Source organism: Mycobacterium sp. SMC-4 (genome assembly GCF_050205565.1).
Lineage (GTDB): Bacteria > Actinomycetota > Actinomycetes > Mycobacteriales > Mycobacteriaceae > Mycobacterium.
In genome coordinates this window covers 176,578-196,195 of record NZ_JBNMQU010000010.1, presented here as the reverse complement: position 1 = coordinate 196,195, position 19,618 = coordinate 176,578, and the positions used below count along the sequence as shown (strand labels likewise).

Genomic DNA, 19,618 nt, shown 5'->3' with positions numbered 1-19,618 from the left:
GGACACTATCGGCGTGTCCGCGCTGGCCTTCACGATCATCGCCCTGCTGTTGTCAGGTCCGGTGCCCGCGTTGCTGGCGCGAGCCACATGGCCGCAACGCGCGCCCCGCGCGGCGATCGTCCTCTGGCAGTCGGTAGCGCTGGCCGCGGTACTGTCCGCGTTCTCCGCAGGCATCGCGATCGCACTGCGCCTCCTGCAACCGGGCCCCGACGGCCGCCCCACCGCGACGGTGACCAGCTCCATCGCCACACTCGGCTGGCCGCTGTGGACCATCTACGTCAGCGTCTTCGCCCTCACGCTCGTGGTCGGTGCACGCCTGATCGTGTCGATCCTGCAGGTCGCGATCGCGACCCGCCGCCGCCGGGCCCACCATCGGATGGTCGTCGACCTCGTCGGCACCTCGCATCCGCTGGCCAATCAAGACCTGCGCATCCTCGACATCGACCAGCCGCTGGCCTACTGCCTGCCCGGGGTACGCCAGCGCGTCGTCGTCAGCGAGGGCGCGGTCAAGACGCTGTCGGACAGCGAGATGACCGCCATCCTGACCCACGAACACGCACACCTGCGCGCCCGGCACGACCTGGTGCTCGAGATGTTCACCGCGGTGCGCGCCGCGTTCCCGCGCTGGGTACGCAGCGACAACGCGCTGACCGCGGTGCGCCTGCTCATCGAGCTGCTCGCCGACGACGCCGCAGTGCGCACCACCGGCCCCCGACCGCTGGCGCGCGCGCTGGTCGCGTGTGCCTCTGGGCGTGCCCCGAGCGGAGCGCTGGCCGCCGGCGGCCCGTCCACGCTGGTGCGCGTACGACGCCTGGGCGGCGCCCCCAACAGCCGGCTCCACGCCGCCGGAGCATATGCCGCCGCGGCAGCCGTGCTCGTCGTGCCGACCTTGGCTTTCGCGGTGCCCTGGCTGACCGAGCTGCACCGGCTGTTCCTCGCGTGACCGAAGCTTCCCGAGGCGTCGCGCGACGCCTCAAGGTGTGCCGTAACCGGATTCGAAAGGGCTTCCCTCTATGACGTCGTCTTCGCAGGCTGCAACCGGCTCCGCACAGATCGGGGTGACCGGTCTGGCGGTGATGGGCTCCAACATCGCCCGCAACTTCGCCCGGCACGGCTACACCGTGGCGCTGCACAACCGGTCGGTGGCCAAGACCGACGCGCTGATCGCCGAGCACGGCAGCGAGGGCGACTTCGTGCGCACCGAGACCATCCGCGAATTCCTCGACGCCCTCGAGAAGCCCCGCCGGGTGCTGATCATGGTCAAGGCCGGCGACGCGACCGACGCGGTGATCAACGAACTGGCCGATGCGATGGAGCCCGGCGACATCATCATCGACGGCGGCAACGCGCTCTACACCGACACCATCCGCCGCGAGAAGGCGATCCGCGAGCGCGGTCTGCACTTCGTCGGCGCGGGCATCTCCGGCGGTGAAGAGGGAGCGCTGCTCGGGCCGTCCATCATGCCCGGTGGGCCCGCGGAGTCCTACGAGTCGCTCGGGCCGCTGCTCGAGGAGATCTCCGCCCACGTCGACGGGGTGCCATGCTGCACCCACGTCGGACCCGACGGTGCCGGTCACTTCGTCAAGATGGTGCACAACGGCATCGAGTACTCCGACATGCAACTCATCGGTGAGGCCTATCAGCTGCTGCGCGACGCGCTGGGATACAGCGCGGGCGAGATCGCCGACGTCTTCGACGAGTGGAACGCCGGCGACCTGGACAGCTTCCTGGTCGAGATCACCGCAAAGGTGTTGCGTCAGAACGACGCCAAGACCGGCAAACCGCTGGTCGACCTCATCCTCGACGAAGCCGAGCAGAAGGGCACCGGCCGCTGGACGGTGAAGTCCGCACTCGATCTGGGCGTGCCGGTGACCGGCATCGCCGAGGCCGTCTTCGCCCGCGCGCTGTCGGGGTCGGTAGCCCAACGTCAGGCCACCACCGGGTTGGCCTCCGGGGACCTCGGTGGAAAACCCTCGGATGCAACGCAATTCGTGGAGGACATCCGCCAGGCGCTGTACGCGTCGAAGATCATCGCCTACGCGCAGGGCTTCAACCAGATCCAGGCCGGATCGGCCGAGTACAACTGGGACATCACCCCGGGCGACATGGCGACCATCTGGCGGGGCGGCTGCATCATCCGGGCCAAGTTCCTCAACCGCATCAAGGACGCCTTCGACAACGACCCGGACCTGCCGACGCTGATCGTGGATCCGTACTTCCGCGACGCGATCGAAGCCGCGATCGACAGCTGGCGGCGCGTGGTGGTGACCGCCACGCAGCTGGGTATCCCGATCCCGGGCTTCGCCTCGGCGCTGTCCTACTACGACGCGCTGCGCACCGAACGCCTGCCCGCGGCGCTGACCCAGGGCCTGCGCGACTACTTCGGCGCCCACACCTACGGTCGGATCGACGCCGACCGTGACAAGCGGTTCCACATCCTGTGGAGCGGCGACCGCAGCGAGGTCGAGGCCTGATTTTCCGCCACTAGGGTGGAGACATGCGCTTTCTCGAGGGCCACCGGCCGCCGTACGACCTGACCTACGACGACGTGTTCGTCATGCCGGGGCCCTCGGACGTGGCGTCGCGCTTCGACGTGGACCTGGCCACCGTCGACGGCTCGGGCACCACCATCCCGGTGGTGGTCGCGAACATGACCGCGGTGGCGGGCCGGCGGATGGCCGAAACCGTCGCGCGCCGCGGCGGCCTCGTCGTCCTGCCGCAGGACCTGCCGCCGTCGGCGGTCAGCCACACCGTCGATTTCGTCAAGAGCCGCGACACCGTCGTCGACACCCCGGTGACGTTGGCGCCGGACGACTCGGTGTCCGATGCGGCCGCCCTGCTCCACAAGCGCGCGCACGGCGCGGCGGTGGTGCTGTTCGAGAACCGGCCGATCGGGTTGGTCACCGAGGCGGTGTGCCGCGGCGTCGACCGGTTCACCCGCGTACGTGACGTCGCGCTGCCGGACCTGGTCACCGCGCCGGTCGGCACCGAGCCGCGCAAGATCTTCGACCTGCTCGAACACGCGCCCGTCGACATCGCGGTGCTCACCCAGGCCGACGGCACGCTGGCCGGCGTGTTGACGCGCACCGGCGCGATCCGGGCCGGCATCTACTCCCCCGCCGTCGACAACCGCGGCCGGCTGCGCATCGCGGCCGCGGTCGGCATCAACGGTGACGTCGCCGCCAAGGCCCGCGACCTCGCCGAGGCGGGGGTCGACCTGCTGGTCATCGACACCGCTCACGGCCACCAGCGCAAGATGCTCGACGCGATCGAAGCCGTGCGTTCGGCGGATCTGGGCCTGCCGCTCGCGGCGGGCAACGTCGTGTCGGCCGAAGGGACCCGCGACCTGATCAACGCGGGCGCGTCGATCGTGAAGGTCGGCGTCGGCCCCGGCGCGATGTGCACCACCCGGATGATGACCGGCGTCGGCCGGCCCCAGTTCTCCGCCATCGTCGAATGTGCCGCCGCGGCAAAGGAACTCGGCGGTCACGTGTGGGCTGACGGCGGAGTCCGGCACCCCCGCGACGTGGCGCTGGCGCTGGCCGCGGGCGCGTCCAACGTGATGATCGGCTCGTGGTTCGCCGGCACCTACGAGTCCCCCGGCGACCTGATGCACGACCGCGACGCCCAGCCGTACAAAGAGAGCTACGGCATGGCCTCCAAGCGGGCGGTGGCCGCGCGGACCGCCGGCGACAGCGCGTTCGACCGGGCCCGCAAGGCGCTGTTCGAGGAGGGCATCTCGACATCGCGGATGAGTGTGGACCCGGCGCGCGGCGGCGTCGAGGACCTGATCGACCACATCACCTCCGGCGTCCGCAGCACCTGCACCTATGTGGGTGCGACCACGCTGCCCGAGCTGCACGAGAAGGTGGTGCTCGGCGTGCAGTCAGCGGCCGGCTTCGCTGAGGGACACCCGTTGCCCACCGGTTGGTGACGGATAGGCCAGCACACCGCGGTCGTCGGCGTCGACCACCTCGACGGTGACCGAATCCCCCGGGCGCAGATCGGGTCGTCCCGCGTGGCGCACGCCGATCGTGGCACCGTCGGAGAGCCGGGCCGCCACCACGGTCTCGGCGCCGTAGAAGCGCAGCACCGTGACGGTGGCCGGCGCGCCCGCCGAGTTGTCGCCGATCCTCAGCTGCTCCGGCCGTAGCACGGCCAGCGCCGCACCGTCGGAAACCGGCAGCCGCGACCGCAGCGGACCCAGCGCCGTGTGCACCGTCTGTGCGTCGGCGATGCCCGGGACCTCGATGGTGGTGCCGATGAACCGGGCGTTGGTCAGCGTGGCCGGGCGATCGTAGAGCTCCGAAGGCGTCCCGTGCTGCGCCACCGTCCCGTCGATGAGCAACGCCACCGAGTCGGCCAGTGACAGGGCTTCGGCTTGGTCGTGGGTGACCAGCACCGCCGTCGTTCCGGTGTCGCGCAGGATCGCCGCGATGTCCTCGCGCACGCGGACCCGCAACCCGGCGTCGAGCGCGGCGAACGGCTCGTCGAGCAACAACACGCGCGGCGCAGCCGCCAGCGCCCGCGCCAGCGCGACCCGCTGCTGCTGCCCCCCGGACAATTCGTGCGGGCGCGCGTCGGCCCGACCCTCGAGCCCCACCACACCCAGCCAGTGCTCGACCCGCGACCGGACCTCGTCGCGGCGTTGCCGGTTGATCCCGAACGCGATGTTCTCGCCGACGCTCAGGTGCGGGAACAACGCGCCCTCCTGCGGCATCAGCCCGACGCGTCGCCGGTGCACCGGCACCGTGGACGTCCCCCCGGCGACGAGCTGGCCGGCGATCCGCACGACTCCGCCGTCGGGCTCCTCGAACCCGGCCAGGATCCGCAGCAGGGTCGTCTTCCCGCACCCGGACGGCCCCAGGACCGCCGTGATGGTGCCGGCCGGGACGGCCAGATCCACCCCGGCGAGCACCGGCCGCTCACCGAAAGACTTGCGGACCGCCTCTGCGGAGACCGCGGCCGCGACCGGCTCAGTCACTGCGCACCCCACCGGCGCTCGTGCTCCAGAACCCCAGAACGGCGGTCGGGACGGCCGCGAACGCGAGCAGCGCCACCGCGTACGGCGCCGCGGCCGCGTAGTCGCTGACCGAGCTGTAACCCCAGAGCCGGGTGGCCAGGGTGTCGGTCCCGGTCGGGTGCAGCAGCAGGGTCACCGGCAGTTCCTTCATACAGGTCAACAGCACCATCGCAGCGCCGGCGGCGATGCCCGGAGCGGCGACCCGCGCGGTCACGGTGCCGAAGGCGCGCAGCGGGGTGCGGCCCAGCGCACGGGCCACTTCCTCGAGCCGGATCGGTGCGGCCTCCACGGCCGCGCGTACCGAACCGATGGCCAACGGCACGAACAACACGGTATAGGCCAGGATCAGCAACGGCTCCCGCTGATAGATCGGCCGCAGCAGCACCACCCCGAGCGACACCATCGAGATCGCGATGACGATCGCCGGCAGGCCGTGGGCGACGTAGCTGACCCCTTCGAGGGCGCGGGTGGCGCGATCGCGGTGCCGCGCGGCCAGCACACCCAGCGGCAACGCCGCGACCGAGGACGCCAGCGCTGCGGCCGCCGACAGCCAGACCGTCGACCCCAACGCGTCGAACCACTGCGCGCTGTCCCAGCGCGGACCCGCGGTCAGCAACCAGTCGGCCAGCGCCACACCGGGAATCACCAGCGCGGCGATCAGCACGGCCGCCGGCATCACCAGGGTGAGCGGGCCCCACCCGCCCAGCCGGTTCAGCGGCGCCGGGCGCGGCGCCCCGCCGCCGACCCGGGACACCGACGCACGCCCGCGGACCCGGTGCTCGGCCACCACCAGCGCGAGCGCGAACACCATCAACACCAGCGACAGCACCGCGGCGCGCGACGGGTTGAACCCGGATCGGTAGGCGCCGTAGATCACCCACGTGAACGCTTCGAAGCGCATCGCCGCCACGGCGCCGAAATCGCTGAGCACATACAGCGCGACCAGCAGCGCGCCGGCGGCGATCGCCGCACGCGACTGGCGCAACGTCACCCGGAACAACACCGCCCAACCACCCAGGCCGAGCGATCGGGCGACCTCCTCCTGGGCCGGGTCGACGCGCGCGAGCGCGGCCATCGTGGTCAGCAGCACCAGCGGATAGCTGACCAGGGTGAGCACCAGAGCCGATCCCCAGAATCCGGCCACCGTCGGATACACCGACACCCACAGGTACGCCAAGAGGTAGCTGGGCATGGCCAGCGGCAGCGTCAGAGCCACCGCCCAGAGTCGCCGGGCCCTGATGTCGGTGCGCGTCACCAGGACCGCCAGCGCGACACCGAGCACGACACAGGCCGCGGTGACCACCGTGACCAGCAGCAGCGAGCGGCCCACCAGGGCCGCGGTGCGCGGCTGCATCACCTCGTCGAACACGAACGACCAGCCCCGCTGCGCTGCGCGCTCGGCGAGGTAGACCAGCGGGATCAGCGTCGCCGCGGACACCGCGGCGGCCGCGAGGACCAGCAGTGCGGGCGGCCGGCGGCCCGCGGTGTCCGCCACGGTCAGTTGGTCAGCAGACCGGTGTTGACCAGCAGCTCCTGGGTGGCTTCGATGTCGTCGAGGTCGGACAGGTCCACCGCGGGCGGCTGCAGCGAAGCCAGGGGCGGCATGTCCGCCGACGGCGCCACCCCGGCGGCCAGCGGATACTCCGCGGTCTCCTCGGCGAAGTACTTCTGCGCCGACTCCCCGACCAGATACGCGGCAAACCGTTGCGCGCCTTCGGGATTCGGTGCCGCCTTCAGCACGCCGACCCCGGCGACGTTCACCAGACCGCCGGGGTCGCCGGGGGCCATGAACTTGTTCTGCGCCGTCACGGCGTCGGCGCCCTTGGCGTGGATCAGCTCGTAGAGGTAGTAGTGGTTGACCAGACCCAACGGGATCTGACCGGCATCGACGGCGTCGCGGACCGCGACGTTGTTCTCGAAGGACTGCGGCTCTTGGGCCTTGAACGCGCGCAGCCACTGTTCGGCACCGTCGTCGCCGCGCAGCACCCGAAGACCGGTGACGAACGCCTGCCACGACGCGTTGCTGGGGGCGAACCCGATCTTGCCCTTCCATTCCGGCGCCAGCAGCGCGTCGATGGTGTCGGGCGGGTTGGGCACCAGCGTCGGGTTGTAGACGATCACCCGGGCGCGGCCCGACACCCCGACCCAGGTGCCGTCGGACGCGGCGAACTGCGGCGCCACGGCCTGGACCGTTGCCGGGTCCAGCGGAGCCAGCAGGCCGGCCTTCGACACCGCACCCAGCGCACCGGCATCCTGGGACAGGAACACATCGGCAGGTGACTTGTCGCCCTCGGTCAGCAGCTGCGCCGCCATCTCGCCCGATCCGGCGTAGCGGGCCTCGACCTCGATTCCGGTGTCGGTGGTGAACTGTTCGAGCAGCGGCGCCACCAGTTCCTCGCTGCGTCCGGAGTACACGACGATCTTGTTGCCGTCCTGATCCTCGGACTGGGACCCGCACGCGGTGAACGCCAGCATGGCCACCGCCATGCCGACCGCGCCCGCCCACCGGGAGATCCTTCTCGTCATCTGCGCGCCCTTCCACAGCAGCGCTCTCCGGAACAGCCGGTCGCGCACTCGGTCACCTTGTGCGCAACCTACCCCACCGGGTGAGGGCAGCCTCACCGAATCGGATTCCAGCGCGGGCGTCGACGGCGATTCCGTTAGCATGTGAGGGATCACCACCGCGCCACGACGAAAGGGACCAGGTGCCGCAGGCACTGGACGCAGGCTCGGCCGAGCCGGCCGTGCACACCGAGCCGCCCGACGAGTCGTGCGAAGCCGAACCCTCTTCTAGCCGGCCGGGCACGCGGCCCGGCTCCCCCGACGACCCACCCGCCGCTTTCGGAGCGCCGCGGTGAACGTCGCGATGTCCCTGCTGTCCCTGGTGGCGTTCGGGCTGCTGACCGCGGGGACCGCCGTGTTCGTCGCCGCCGAGTTCTCGCTCACCGCGCTCGAACGCAGCACCGTCGACGCCAACGCCCGCAGCGGCGACCGCCGAGACCAACTCGTGCAGCGGGCCCACCGCACCCTCTCGACGCAGCTCTCCGGCGCCCAGGTCGGCATCTCGATCACCACGCTGGCCACCGGGTTCCTGGCGGAACCCGTCGTGGCACGGCTCATCGCGCCGGGCCTGACGGCGCTGCGCGTGCCCGAGAACATCAGCAGTGGGCTGTCGCTGGCGCTGGCCATCCTCATCGCGACGTCGATCTCGATGGTGTTCGGTGAGTTGGTACCGAAGAACCTCGCGGTGGCCCGCCCCGTACCGACCGCGCGCGCCTCGGCGGGACCGCAACTGATGTTCTCGTTCCTGTCCACGCCGCTGATCCGGCTCACCAACGGCACCGCGAACTGGATCCTGCGTCGCATGGGTATCGAGCCGGCCGAGGAGCTGCGCTCGGCGCGTTCACCACAGGAGTTGGTGTCGCTGGTGCGGTCCTCGGCGCAGAGCGGTTCGCTCGACCCGGTGACCGCGGTGCTGGTCGACCGGTCCCTGCAGTTCGGTGACCGCACCGCCGAGGAACTCATGACGCCGCGGTCCAAGATCGACACCCTGGAAGCCGGTGACACCGTGCTCGACCTCAGCGAGGCCGCGGTACGGACCGGGCATTCCCGTTTCCCGGTCATCCGCGGCGACCTCGACGAGACCATCGGCGTCGTCCACGTCAAACAGGTGTTCGCCGTGCCGCAGCACGAGCGCGCCGCCACCCGGTTGGCAGACCTGGCCCAGCCGGTGAACAAGGTGCCCTCGACCCTCGACGGCGACGCGGTGATGTCCGAGGTGCGCGCCAACGGGCTGCAGACCGCGCTGGTGGTCGACGAGTACGGCGGCACCGCCGGGATGGTGACCGTCGAGGACCTCATCGAGGAGATCGTCGGCGACGTCCGCGACGAACACGACGTCGAACCCCCCGACGTGGTGCAGGCCGGCCGAGGCTGGCAGGTCTCCGGGTTGCTGCGCATCGACGAGGTCGCCGAGAACACCGAGTTCCGCGCCCCCGAAGGCGATTACGAGACCATCGGCGGACTGGTGCTGGAGAAACTCGGCCACATCCCCGAAGAAGGCGAGTCGGTCGAACTGACCGCGTTCGACCCCGACGGACCCGTCGAGGACCCGGTCCGGTGGCGCGCCACCGTGGTCAGGATGGACGGACGGCGCATCGACCAGCTGCGGCTGACCGAACTCGGACGCAACGGAGAGCGCCATGGGTGACCTGTTCGGCGTGCTGCTGACGTTCGTGCTGCTGGCGGCCAACGCATTCTTCGTCGCGTCGGAGTTCGCGCTGATCTCGGCACGGCGGGACCGCCTCGAAGCGCTGGCCGAGCAAGGCAAACGCAGCGCCGTCACCGTCATCCGCGCCGGCGAACGCCTGTCGTTGATGCTCGCCGGCGCCCAGCTGGGCATCACCGTGTGTTCGATCCTGCTCGGTCGCGTCGCCGAGCCTGCGGTCGCGCATCTGCTGGAGAAACCGTTCGGCCTGCTCGGTATCCCCGACGCGCTGCTGCACACCGTGTCGTTCCTGGTCGCGTTGTCGATCGTGGTGACCCTGCACGTGCTGCTGGGCGAGATGGTGCCCAAGAACATCGCGATCGCCGGTCCCGAGTCGACCGCGATGCTGCTCATCCCGGTCTACCTGGTCTACATCCGGGCGGCCCGGCCGTTCATCGCGTTCTACAACTGGTGCGCCAACATCACGCTGCGCAGCTTCGGCGTCCAACCGAAAGACGAGCTCGACGTCACGGTCTCGACCGTCGAGCTGTCCGAGATGATCGCCGAGTCGCTCTCGGAGGGCCTGCTCGACCCCGAGGAGCACAGCCGGCTGACCCGAGCCCTGCAGATCCGCAACCGCAACGTCAACGACGTCGCGCTGCCGCTGCACCGGATCCGCGCGGTCCCGGTCGCCGCGCCGGGCCGCGGCCCGACCGTCGGCGCCCTCGAAGAAGCGCTGCGCGAGACCGGCTACTCGCGTTTCCCGGTCGCCGACGAATCCGGCGCCTACCTGGGCTACGTGCACATCAAGGACGTGCTGCCGCTGGTCACCAGCACACCGGACGGCTCCGCGGTGGTCGACTCGGCGATGGTGCGGCCGCTCCCGCAGGTGCCGGCGTCGCTGCCGCTGCCCGACGCGCTGTCCCGGCTGCGCCGCACCAACAGCCACCTCGCGCTGGTGACCGGTGCCGACGGCACGGTCAGCGCGATGGTCGCCCTGGAAGACCTCGTCGAGGACCTGGTCGGGACGGTCCGCGACGGCACCCATCGTGTGTGAGCGGCTCGCCGCGGGTACCTGGCTGCCCCGCGCCGACGCCCATCGACACCGCGCCGATGCCCTGCTGGAACCGGTGCTGCGCGAGCGGCGGGCAGGTCGGGCCCACCCGGTGTACGACTTCCTGTTCACCTACTACAGCCTGCGACCTCGACAGCTGCGGTGGTGGCATCCCGGCTACGGGACCGTCCTGGTCGGCGACGAGGCACGGCGGTATCTCCCGCGCACCGGGTACACCGCCTGCGGCGACGGCGTCACCGTCGGCAGTGAGTATCTTCACGCGCGCGCCGGCAGTGTGGCGTTCATCGCCGACCTGCTGGCCGCCACCGCCTCGCGACCAGCCCGGTTCAACTGCTTCGGCCTGCACGAGTGGGCGATGGTCTACCGGTCGCCGACGGTGCGCCACGGCAGCGTGCCGATGCGGCTTTCCGCCGACGACACCGACGCCGTCGTCGAGTCGATGCCGTTGCGCTGCAGCCACTTCGACGCCTACCGCTTTTTCACCGAGCCCGCGGTCCGGCGCAACCAGTACGCCTTGACGCGGCAGTCGCAGGCCGGCTTCGAACAGCCCGGCTGCGTGCACGCCGGCATGGATCTGTACAAGTGGGCGTTCAAGCTGGGCCCGCTGATCGAGACCGGACTGGTGCTGGACTGCTTCGAGCTGGCCGTCGAAGCGCGTGTGCTGGACATGCGCGCCAGCCCCTACGACCTGCGCGGCTTCGGATTCGAGCCGATTGCCGTCGAAACCCCTTCGGGTCGGCGCGAATACGCCGCCGCGCAGCAGGCGGTCAGCGAGCGGGCTGCCCCGCTGCGCGCGCGGTTGCTGTCGCAGTGTGTCGCATTGCGCGACGCTGCGGCCCCGGCGTAGCGCCTGTTACCGCTGGGTAAGCTGGTGCGACGACACCGGAGATTGCAGGCGCCGCGAGCGCGTGCACACGAGGGAGGAACCATGGCCGATCGCGTGACGGTGGGCAACCTGCGCGTCGCCCAAGAGCTGTACGACTTCATCAACACCGAGGCGCTGCCCGGCACCGACATCGACCCCGACACCTTCTGGTCCGGCGTCGACAAGGTCGTCGCCGATCTGACGCCTAAGAACCTGGACCTGCTCGCGCGTCGCGACGATCTGCAGGCCCAGATCGACAGGTGGCACCGGGCGCGGGTCATCGGCCCGTTCGACGCCGAGGAGTACAAGCAGTTCCTGACCAGCATCGGCTACCTGCAGCCCGAGCCGGAAGACTTCACGATCACCACCGCCGGGGTGGACGACGAGATCACCACCACCGCCGGCCCGCAGCTGGTGGTGCCGATCCTCAACGCACGCTTCGCGCTCAACGCCGCCAACGCGCGGTGGGGATCGCTCTACGACGCGCTCTACGGCACCGACGTCATCCCCACCGACGGCGGCGCCGAGCCGGGCACCTCTTACAACAAGGTGCGCGGTGACCGGGTCATCGCCTACGCGCGCCGCTTCCTCGACAACTCCGTGCCGCTGGAGTCCGGTTCGTGGTCGGACATCACCGGGCTCACCGTGACCGACGGTCGCGTCGCCGCCGCGCTCGACGACGGCGGATCGGCCGGGCTGGCGGCCCCCGAACAGTTCGTCGGCTACCTCGGTGACGCCGACGCCCCCACCGCGGTGCTGCTCGTCAACAACGGCCTGCACGTCGAGATCCTGATCGACGCCGAGTCCCCCATCGGCAAGACCGACAAAGCCGGCATCAAGGACGTGGTGCTGGAGTCCGCCGTCACCACGATCATGGACTTCGAGGATTCTGTGGCGGCCGTCGACGCCCCAGACAAGGTGCTGGGCTATCGCAACTGGCTCGGGTTGAACCGCGGTGACCTGAGCGAAGAGGTCAGCAAGGGCGACAAGACGTTCACCCGCGTCCTGAACTCCGACCGCACCTACACCGGGCCCGACGGCTCGAGCGAGGTCACGCTGCCCGGGCGCAGCCTGCTGTTCGTCCGCAACGTCGGCCACTTGATGACCAACGACGCAATCATCGACGCTGATGGAACAGAGGTGCCCGAAGGTATCCAGGACGCGCTGTTCACCAGCCTGATCGGCATCCACGGCTTGCGCAGCGGCGACGCCAACGGCCCGCTGCTCAACAGCCGGACCGGGTCGATCTACATCGTCAAACCCAAGATGCACGGCCCCGACGAGGTCGCCTTCACCTGCGAGCTGTTCAGCCGCGTCGAAGACGTCCTCGGACTGCCGCAGAACACCATCAAGGTCGGCATCATGGACGAGGAGCGCCGCACCACGGTCAACCTCAAGGCCTGCATCAAGGCCGCCGCCGACCGCGTGGCGTTCATCAACACCGGCTTCCTCGACCGTACCGGCGACGAGATCCACACCTCGATGGAAGCCGGCCCGATGATCCGCAAGGGCGCGATGAAGTCCACCGACTGGATCAAGGCCTACGAGGACCAGAACGTCGACATCGGTCTGGAGACCGGCTTCTCCGGCAAGGCGCAGATCGGCAAGGGCATGTGGGCCATGACCGACCTGATGGCCGACATGGTCGAGCAGAAGATCGGCCAGCCCAAGGCGGGCGCCACGACGGCCTGGGTGCCGTCGCCGACCGCGGCGACGCTGCACGCCATGCACTATCACGAGGTCGACGTGTTCGCGGTGCACGAGGAGCTCGCGGGCAAGCGCCGCGCATCGATCGACCAGCTGCTGACCATTCCGTTGGCCAAGGAGCTCGCCTGGGCGCCGGAGGAGATCCGCGAGGAGGTCGACAACAACTGCCAGTCGATCCTGGGTTACGTGGTGCGGTGGATCGATGCCGGTGTCGGCTGTTCGAAGGTGCCCGACATCCACGACGTCGCGCTCATGGAGGACCGCGCGACGCTGCGCATCTCCAGCCAGCTCCTGGCGAACTGGCTGCGCCACGGTGTGATCACCGAGGACGACGTGAAGTCCAGCCTGCGCCGGATGGCCGAGGTGGTCGACCAGCAGAACGCCAAGGACCCCGAATTCCGGCCGATGTCAACCGATTTCGAGGACAGTGTGGCTTTCCAGGCGGCCCAGGAACTGATTCTGGCCGGTGGCGCGCAACCCAACGGCTACACCGAGCCGATCCTGCACCGACGTCGTCGAGAGTACAAAGCGGGCAAGGCGGTATGAGCGGAGCGGGCCGGCATGGGACGACATAGCCTTCCCGACCCCGAGGAGTCCGGCGGTCTCCCGGAGGATTCCCAGACCGAACGGTTCGCGTTCGGTCCGTCCGACCGTGACACCGGCCCCGCCGCCGAGGACGCCGACTCGTACGCCGAGCAGACACCGGCCGCTCCGCGCAGCCGTGAGTGGGACGCCGGCGAATGGACCGGCAGCCACCGGGCGGTCACGCCCGCGCGGCGTGGCGTCAGCGTCGGCGTCATCGTCGCGTTGGTCACCGTCGTGGTGGTTGTCGGTGCGGTCATCCTCTGGCGCTTCTTCGGCGATGCGCTGTCGAGCCGATCGGACGCCGCGGCCGCGCGCTGCGTCGAAGGTGAGGTCGGCGTCTCCGTCGTCGTCGACCCCGCTGTTGCCGAACCCGTGCGCGGTCTCGCGCAGCGATACAACGACACCGCCGCGCCCGTCGGTGATCGGTGCGTCAAAGTCGATGTGGCCGAATCGGATTCATCGGCCGTCGTCGGTGGTCTGCGCGACGAGTGGCCCACCGATCTCGGTGAGCGACCCGCGCTGTGGATCCCGGCCAGCACGGCCTCCGATGCCCGGCTCGAGGCCGCCACCGGTGCAGAGGTGGTCAGCGACAGCCGGTCGCTGGTCAGTTCGCCTGTCGTGCTCGCCGTCGCACCCGCACTGAAGGACGCGCTCGCCGACCAGACGTGGGCCGCACTGCCCCGTCTGCAGAATGACCCCGCCGCGCTCGACGGGCTGGGACTGCCCGGCTGGGGCAATCTGCGGCTGGCGATGCCTCTGGAGCGCGACGCCGACGCGGCCTACCTGGCCGCCGAAGCCGTCGCCACGGGTGCGGCGCCGCAAGGGGCGCCGGCCAGCGCCGGACTGGGGGCGGTCAGCAGCCTGATGTCCGGGGCGCCGGAGCTCGCCGACGGCACCGCCGCAACCGCGCTGGACGCACTGATCGAGGCCGACGACGCACGCACGGCACCGGTACACGCGGTCGTCACCACCGAACAGCAACTGTTCGAGCGCACCGCATCGCTACCGGATGCCGCGGCCAAGGTCGTCGCGTGGCGTCCGGCCGGTCCGACCCCGGTGGCCGACTTCCCCACCGTGCTGCTGTCCGGGGACTGGCTCAGCCAGGAACAGGTCACCGCGGCCAGTGAGTTCGCGCGATTCCTGCGCAAGCCCGAACAGCTCGGCGAGTTCAGCAGGGCCGGCTTCCGGGTGGAAGGACAGGAGCCGCCGGAAAGCGACGTCGTCGACTTCGCCGCGGTGGACACACCGCTGAACATCGGTGACGTCGCCATGCGGGCCACCATCGCCGATACCCTCACCAGTCCGGTCCAGGCGCCGACGGTGACGATCATGCTCGACCAGTCGATGGCCACCGACGAAGGCGGGCGCTCCCGGCTGACCAACGTCGTCGACGCCCTCAAGGCTCGGCTGTCGGCGCTGCCGCCCGACTCCGGCGTCGGGTTGTGGACGTTCGACGGGGTGGCCGGGCGCTCCGTGGTGAGTTCGGGCGCGCTGGCCGAACCGGTCGACGGCCGGCCCCGCTCCGATGCGCTGACTGCCTCGTTGGATGACCAGACCGCCTCCAGCGGCGGCGCGGTGTCGTTCACCACACTGCGGTTGGTCTATACGGATGCCTCCGCCGGGTACCGGGAGGGACAGAAGAACTCCGTGCTGGTGATCACCGCAGGGCCGCACACCGACCGCACGCTCGGTGCGGCCGGGCTGCAGCAGTACATCAGCGGGGCGTTCGATCCCGAGCGGCCCGTCGCGGTCAACGTCATCGACTTCGGCGAGGATGCCGACCGCGCGACGTGGGAGAGCGTGGCGAAGACCACGGGCGGTCAGTACCGGAACCTGGCGACGTCGGACTCGCCCGAGTTGGCGTCGGCGATAGCGGAGCTGTTGTCCTGACCAGCTGATGCCGGTCATGACCGTGTGAGTCCGCTCAGCCGGTTTGCTGGGAGATCTTCATGGCAACGCCTCGGCGTGATCGGTGAACGGTCGCACCGGTGGGCTGCGGCGGACCCGGCGCTCGCGCTCGATTCTGGCACGGTCTGCCTGTTCGGCATGTCGCGCCCCATAGCGAGTATTCAGCGGGGTGACGCGCCCAGGTGGAGACGCTTGGTCCGCTGTTGATTTGGGTAGGCTTGGCTACACTGGCGAGCAACGCCGTTTCCGCGAGGGCTGGTTCGCTCGCCATATTGCTCGTTGGCGCGTCGCAATGGTATGACCGCGTTATCGATCTGTCGCAATGGGCTGCGAAAATCGAAGAAATTTCGGCTTTGGAGGGGGGCTCCGCGCACGATGTCAGCACGGCATCCTCAGATGGCCACTGCCGGTCAGCTAACGACTTTCTCCCGCGGGTGGCGGGATCGTAAGCGGTACGTCTGGCTGCTCGGTCTGGTGATTCCGGTGCTGGTGCCGGCGTCGTGGCTCGGCGCCACGGTCACCGGATCAGGGTTGTTCTGGTGGTCCGGTCCGATCATGACCGTGTTCGTCATTCCCCTGCTGGACTACCTGGTGGGCAGCGATTCGGAGAACCCGCCCGACAGCGCCCTGCAGCATCTGGAACAGGACCGGTATTACCGGTGGGCGATTTATCTGTATCTGCCGGCTCAGTACCTGTCCTTGGTTCTCGCATGTTGGCTCTGGAGCGGCGGCGGTGGTGTCACCCTCAACGTGGCCGACAAGACGGGCCTGATGCTGACCGTCGGCGGAATCGCCGGAGTGGCCATCAACACGGCCCATGAACTCGGGCATCGGCGCGCCGACTCGGAGCGGTGGCTCAGCAAGGTGGCGCTGGCGCAAAGCGGCTACGGCCACTTCTTCGTCGAGCACAACCGTGGCCACCACGCACGGGTGGCCACACCGGAGGACCCCGCCAGCGCCCGTCTGGGCGAGAACCTCTACCAGTTCTTCTGTCGGTCCATCGTCGGCAGCTTCCGGTCGGCGTGGGACATCGAGCGTCGACGCCTGCTCCGTCACGGCACCTCACCGTGGAATGTGCGCAACGACATCGTCAACGCCGGGCTGCTGACGGTGGCGCTGTTCACCGCGCTGGCCGTGGTGTTCGGCTGGACCGTCCTGCCCTGGCTGCTGGGTCAGGCTGTCGTCGGCATCCTGTTGTTGGAAACCATCAACTACTTGGAGCACTACGGTTTGCGGCGCCGGCTGGGCAGCAACGGCCGTTACGAGAAGGTGCAGCCGGCGCACAGCTGGAACAGCAACTCGGTGATCTCCAATGTGTTCCTGTTCCATCTGCAGCGCCACTCCGACCATCACGCCAACCCGCAGCGGCGCTATCAGGCGCTGCTGCACGCGGACGGGGCGCCTCAGTTGCCGGCGGGTTACGCCACGATGGTGGTCCTGGCCTTCTTTCCGCCGCTGTGGCGACGGGTGATGGACCGACGCGTCGTGGCCCACTACGGCGGCGACGTCCGGCGCGCGGCGCTGAGCCCCCGGAAAGAAGAGAAGCTAGTCCAGCGGTACAGCTGACTGCGCCGCCCTGGTGCGCTGCAGGGCCACCCCCGCCGTTCGCATGGACAGCGCCGGCGACAGTCGCTCGAGGTACCAGAGGGCCTTCCACCAGCCGGGCACGACGATGATCGCCTGATTGCGCAGGACGGCCCGCAATGCGCGGTCGGCGAACGTGTCAGCGTCCATGGGACGCAACGTCTCCCCCAGCTTGCGCTGGTTCTCCTTGCTGATGGTCTTGTTGCGCCCGTACACCCCGCCGTCGAGGATCGGTGTGCGCACCACGCCCGGGCACAGCACCGATACCCGGACGCCGTGGGTGGCGCCCTCCACGCGCGCGGTCTTCGACAGTGCCACCACGGCGTGCTTGGTCGCCGAGTAGCCGGCCTGCGCCGCCGTGGTGATGAGACCCGCCATCGACGCGGTATTCACGATGTGGCCGCTGCGCTGTCTGATCATGGTCGGGTAGGCGGCCTGGATGCCGTGGACCACGCCGCGCAGGTTCACGTCGATGATGTCGGACCAGTCCTCCAGGGTGAGCGTGTCGACCTCTCCACCGATCCCGATGCCGGCGTTGTTGAACAGGTAGTCGATGCGACCCGACGATTGCACGACCGAGGCGATGGCGCGCTCGAACGCCTCCGCGTCACGCACGTCGAGCTGGACCGCCTGGACGGCTGCGCCGGTGTCGCGCAGCCTCGCGGCGAGTCGCTCGGCGACGTCGAACTGCCGGTCGGCGATCCACACCTGTGCACCCTCGCTGGCCAGCTTGGCGCTGAGCGCGGCGCCGATGCCAGATGCGCCACCGGTGATGAACGCGGCCTTGCCCTTCAGCGACGAGCTGTTTGTCGAAGTCACCCGGGAAGGATAGCCCTCAGGCCTGGCTGCCGCGGTCGTCGCCGCGGTCCCGGCCGCGATCGGAGCCGCCGCTGCCGGCGTCGGATGCACGGGCCGTCTTACGATCTGCGGCATCTGCGGCATCTGCGGCATCTGCGGCATCTGCGGCGCCGCGCTCGAGCGACTTCCCGCGCAGGGCCCTGGTCACGCCGTTGAGCGGTTTGCGGTGCCTGGGCCCGGCCTGGGTGGATTCTGGTTCATCGCCGACCACTGCAAGGGGGTCGTCGTCGGTCGGGAGTTGTTCTGCGGCACCGGATTCCGGATCCGGTCCGGTGTCGGCGGTATCGATCTCGTCGGCCTCGGCCTCGGTGTCGGCCTCGGTGTCGGCCTCGGTGGTCTTCCCGGTACCGGTGGGCTCCGCGAGGGAGGCGCGGGCCTGGCGCAGGGCGCGCCGGCCGTCGTCGGTGTCGTCCCCCTGGGGCCGCGACGGCAGGTAGGGGCGGTCGTAAGCCCGGTCGATGATGGCACGCAGCGGCTGCTCCCACTGATCGGCAAGCCAGTCCATGCCCGCGGTACGCAACGGCTGGAGCAACGGGAGGTTCTTGGTCGGGACGAAGACGTAGGTGGTTCTGTCCTCAGTCCACACGTAATTGTCCGGGTCGTCGAGATCCACCTCGCTGTAGTCCAGATGGACGATGCTGAATGCGGCAAGAGCGTTCGCCATCGCCAGCAGGTTCACATCGCCGTCCGGCCAATCGGCTATCGGGTCGTACTCCCGGGCGACATCGACAACCGAATAACGAGTGGGTGGTGCGGTGATCTCCGGACCGAGGAACGACGTGCTGAGTCCGCCGTACTTGCGAGTTCCGTTGCCCAGCAGGAGAAACGACAGTTCCTCCGGCGGAACCTCGCTGTCTTCGGCGCGGTGTGTCAACCAAGCGGTGGCGATTCGGGCGCCGCCGCTGAAGGCATAGACGATCTTGGCACCATCGGTGTCGTCGATTGCGGTGTCGAGGTTGAACAGGTTTTCGTCGACGCCGATCTCGTACACCGGCGCACTGATGATCCACCAGTACAGAACCTGTTGGCAGGTCTTGGGCGCAGCGCACGGCTCGCCTTGCAGATTCCCGAGCATGTCCCACGGGGAGGGACCGTGTGTGAGGACCGTTGCGGGTCCGGGCGGCAACAGCGACGATGGTGCGCTCACGCTGCTCGCGGCCAGGGCCGGAGCGGCGTCGGCGACTGCCAATGGCGTGGCAACCAATGGCAAAGCCGCGGCGGCCAGAGCGGCCTTCATCACCTGTTTCACGGACCGTCCCCTCAACTCAATCCCGACCTGACGAATCCGCGTGCCGACCTGCAACACTGCTTTTGGACAGCACGACGCGTTCGCTGAGCTTTGCCGCGCACCGCTCTACTGCGACCGAGAAGCACCGTACATCAGCGCGGCTCTTGCTGCACGCTTACAGCAAACCGACTGCATCCGAATAGTCCAGTCATTGCAGGGGTTGAGCGCCTTCGGCTATCGAGCATGGCTCACCAGCCGCGGAGCGGGCCGGGTTCGTTCGGGGCAACTGCTGTAGCATCAGCTTCGCACGCTGGCCGTGAAACCCATTGTGCACGAGGGTATTTCAACAAAGTGCCGGGCCTCGTCCGCTTTCGGCGGTGGGCGGGCGGGCATGCCCGTGGGATCTCGTCGGACCACTGCCGTCCGCACCTGGCCTCCAGGTGGTTTGCGGAGCGCCCGCGTGCGTCGTGGCGGTCAGCTGGAGGCGATCGGGCGCGCAACATCACGATTCGGGCGAACCGGCGGAGTCACACCTCGGCGTCCTCCGAGATGTGCGGTCATAGCAGCCGTGTGCTGGA

Annotated in this window: 14 protein-coding genes; 9 read left to right on the top strand and 5 right to left on the bottom strand. The window is 69.4% G+C overall.

What is annotated here, in order from left to right; all coding sequences use genetic code 11:
* Window positions 1–13 precede the first annotated feature (13 nt).
* The 3 genes from ACQI46_RS18495 (at window position 14) to ACQI46_RS18485 (ending at window position 3,934) form a co-directional block, all read left to right on the top strand.
* Window positions 14–943 carry a M56 family metallopeptidase gene (locus tag ACQI46_RS18495; protein WP_427095480.1) on the top strand — a complete coding sequence of 310 codons (930 nt, stop codon included), beginning with the start codon at window positions 14–16 and terminating at the stop codon, window positions 941–943.
* A 70-nt stretch (window positions 944–1,013) separates the two neighbouring features.
* Window positions 1,014–2,474: an NADP-dependent phosphogluconate dehydrogenase gene (gene gndA, locus ACQI46_RS18490; protein ID WP_427095479.1), complete on the top strand. Its 1,461-nt coding sequence runs from the start codon at window positions 1,014–1,016 to the stop codon at window positions 2,472–2,474.
* A 23-nt stretch (window positions 2,475–2,497) separates the two neighbouring features.
* The gene (locus ACQI46_RS18485) at window positions 2,498–3,934 is read left to right on the top strand and encodes a GuaB1 family IMP dehydrogenase-related protein (RefSeq protein ID WP_427095478.1); all 1,437 of its coding nucleotides are present in this window, start codon (window positions 2,498–2,500) and stop codon (window positions 3,932–3,934) included.
* On the opposite strand, the gene ACQI46_RS18480 is transcribed toward ACQI46_RS18485, so the two are convergent.
* From ACQI46_RS18480 to ACQI46_RS18470, 3 genes are read right to left on the bottom strand one after another with little or no spacing between them, the layout of a single operon-like run.
* Window positions 3,887–4,984, bottom strand: a complete 1,098-nt coding sequence (locus ACQI46_RS18480) for an ABC transporter ATP-binding protein (protein WP_427095477.1) — start codon at window positions 4,982–4,984, stop codon at window positions 3,887–3,889. The genes ACQI46_RS18485 and ACQI46_RS18480 overlap by 48 nt on opposite strands.
* Window positions 4,977–6,524: an ABC transporter permease gene (locus ACQI46_RS18475; RefSeq protein ID WP_427095562.1), complete on the bottom strand. Its 1,548-nt coding sequence runs from the start codon at window positions 6,522–6,524 to the stop codon at window positions 4,977–4,979. The genes ACQI46_RS18480 and ACQI46_RS18475 overlap by 8 nt, the downstream gene beginning before the upstream one ends.
* Window positions 6,521–7,549 carry an iron ABC transporter substrate-binding protein gene (locus ACQI46_RS18470; protein WP_427095561.1) on the bottom strand — a complete coding sequence of 343 codons (1,029 nt, stop codon included), beginning with the start codon at window positions 7,547–7,549 and terminating at the stop codon, window positions 6,521–6,523. The genes ACQI46_RS18475 and ACQI46_RS18470 overlap by 4 nt, the downstream gene beginning before the upstream one ends.
* Before the next feature lie 328 nt (window positions 7,550–7,877).
* Between ACQI46_RS18470 and ACQI46_RS18465 the strand changes: the two genes are divergently transcribed.
* The 6 genes from ACQI46_RS18465 (at window position 7,878) to ACQI46_RS18440 (ending at window position 16,936) form a co-directional block, all read left to right on the top strand.
* Window positions 7,878–9,233, top strand: a complete 1,356-nt coding sequence (locus ACQI46_RS18465; RefSeq protein ID WP_427095476.1) for a hemolysin family protein — start codon at window positions 7,878–7,880, stop codon at window positions 9,231–9,233.
* Entirely contained in the window at window positions 9,226–10,287 is a 1,062-nt protein-coding gene (locus ACQI46_RS18460; RefSeq protein WP_427095475.1) for a hemolysin family protein, read from the top strand. The genes ACQI46_RS18465 and ACQI46_RS18460 overlap by 8 nt, the downstream gene beginning before the upstream one ends.
* On the top strand, window positions 10,280–11,152 hold the full coding sequence (locus ACQI46_RS18455) for a 3-methyladenine DNA glycosylase (protein ID WP_427095474.1): 873 nt from the start codon (window positions 10,280–10,282) through the stop codon (window positions 11,150–11,152). Before ACQI46_RS18460 ends, ACQI46_RS18455 begins: the two co-directional genes overlap by 8 nt.
* An 81-nt stretch (window positions 11,153–11,233) precedes the next feature.
* Window positions 11,234–13,423 (top strand): malate synthase G, encoded by a 2,190-nt coding sequence (locus tag ACQI46_RS18450; protein ID WP_427095473.1) that lies wholly within the window; start codon window positions 11,234–11,236, stop codon window positions 13,421–13,423.
* Between the two features lie 15 nt (window positions 13,424–13,438).
* Entirely contained in the window at window positions 13,439–15,352 is a 1,914-nt protein-coding gene (locus ACQI46_RS18445) for a hypothetical protein (protein WP_427095472.1), read from the top strand.
* Window positions 15,353–15,766: 414 nt separating this feature from the next.
* Complete coding sequence (locus tag ACQI46_RS18440; RefSeq protein WP_427095471.1) at window positions 15,767–16,936, top strand: alkane 1-monooxygenase; 1,170 nt, start codon at window positions 15,767–15,769, stop codon at window positions 16,934–16,936.
* Here ACQI46_RS18440 and ACQI46_RS18435 read toward each other — a convergent pair.
* Entirely contained in the window at window positions 16,916–17,773 is an 858-nt protein-coding gene (locus tag ACQI46_RS18435; protein ID WP_427095470.1) for an SDR family NAD(P)-dependent oxidoreductase, read from the bottom strand. The two genes, ACQI46_RS18440 and ACQI46_RS18435, sit on opposite strands and share 21 nt — an antisense overlap.
* A 16-nt stretch (window positions 17,774–17,789) precedes the next feature.
* Complete coding sequence (locus ACQI46_RS18430; protein ID WP_427095469.1) at window positions 17,790–19,061, bottom strand: PE-PPE domain-containing protein; 1,272 nt, start codon at window positions 19,059–19,061, stop codon at window positions 17,790–17,792.
* Window positions 19,062–19,618 lie beyond the last annotated feature (557 nt).

Excerpts from the sequence above, each read along its gene's own strand:
- gndA (WP_427095479.1), top strand. The coding sequence starts at position 1,014 with ATGACGTCGTCTTCGCAGGCTGCAACCGGCTCCGCACAGATCGGGGTG.
- ACQI46_RS18485 (WP_427095478.1), top strand. The coding sequence starts at position 2,498 with ATGCGCTTTCTCGAGGGCCACCGGCCGCCGTACGACCTGACCTACGAC.
- ACQI46_RS18470 (WP_427095561.1), bottom strand. The coding sequence starts at position 7,549 with ATGACGAGAAGGATCTCCCGGTGGGCGGGCGCGGTCGGCATGGCGGTG.
- ACQI46_RS18460 (WP_427095475.1), top strand. The coding sequence starts at position 9,226 with ATGGGTGACCTGTTCGGCGTGCTGCTGACGTTCGTGCTGCTGGCGGCC.
- ACQI46_RS18450 (WP_427095473.1), top strand. The coding sequence starts at position 11,234 with ATGGCCGATCGCGTGACGGTGGGCAACCTGCGCGTCGCCCAAGAGCTG.
- ACQI46_RS18445 (WP_427095472.1), top strand. The coding sequence starts at position 13,439 with ATGGGACGACATAGCCTTCCCGACCCCGAGGAGTCCGGCGGTCTCCCG.
- ACQI46_RS18440 (WP_427095471.1), top strand. The coding sequence starts at position 15,767 with ATGGCCACTGCCGGTCAGCTAACGACTTTCTCCCGCGGGTGGCGGGAT.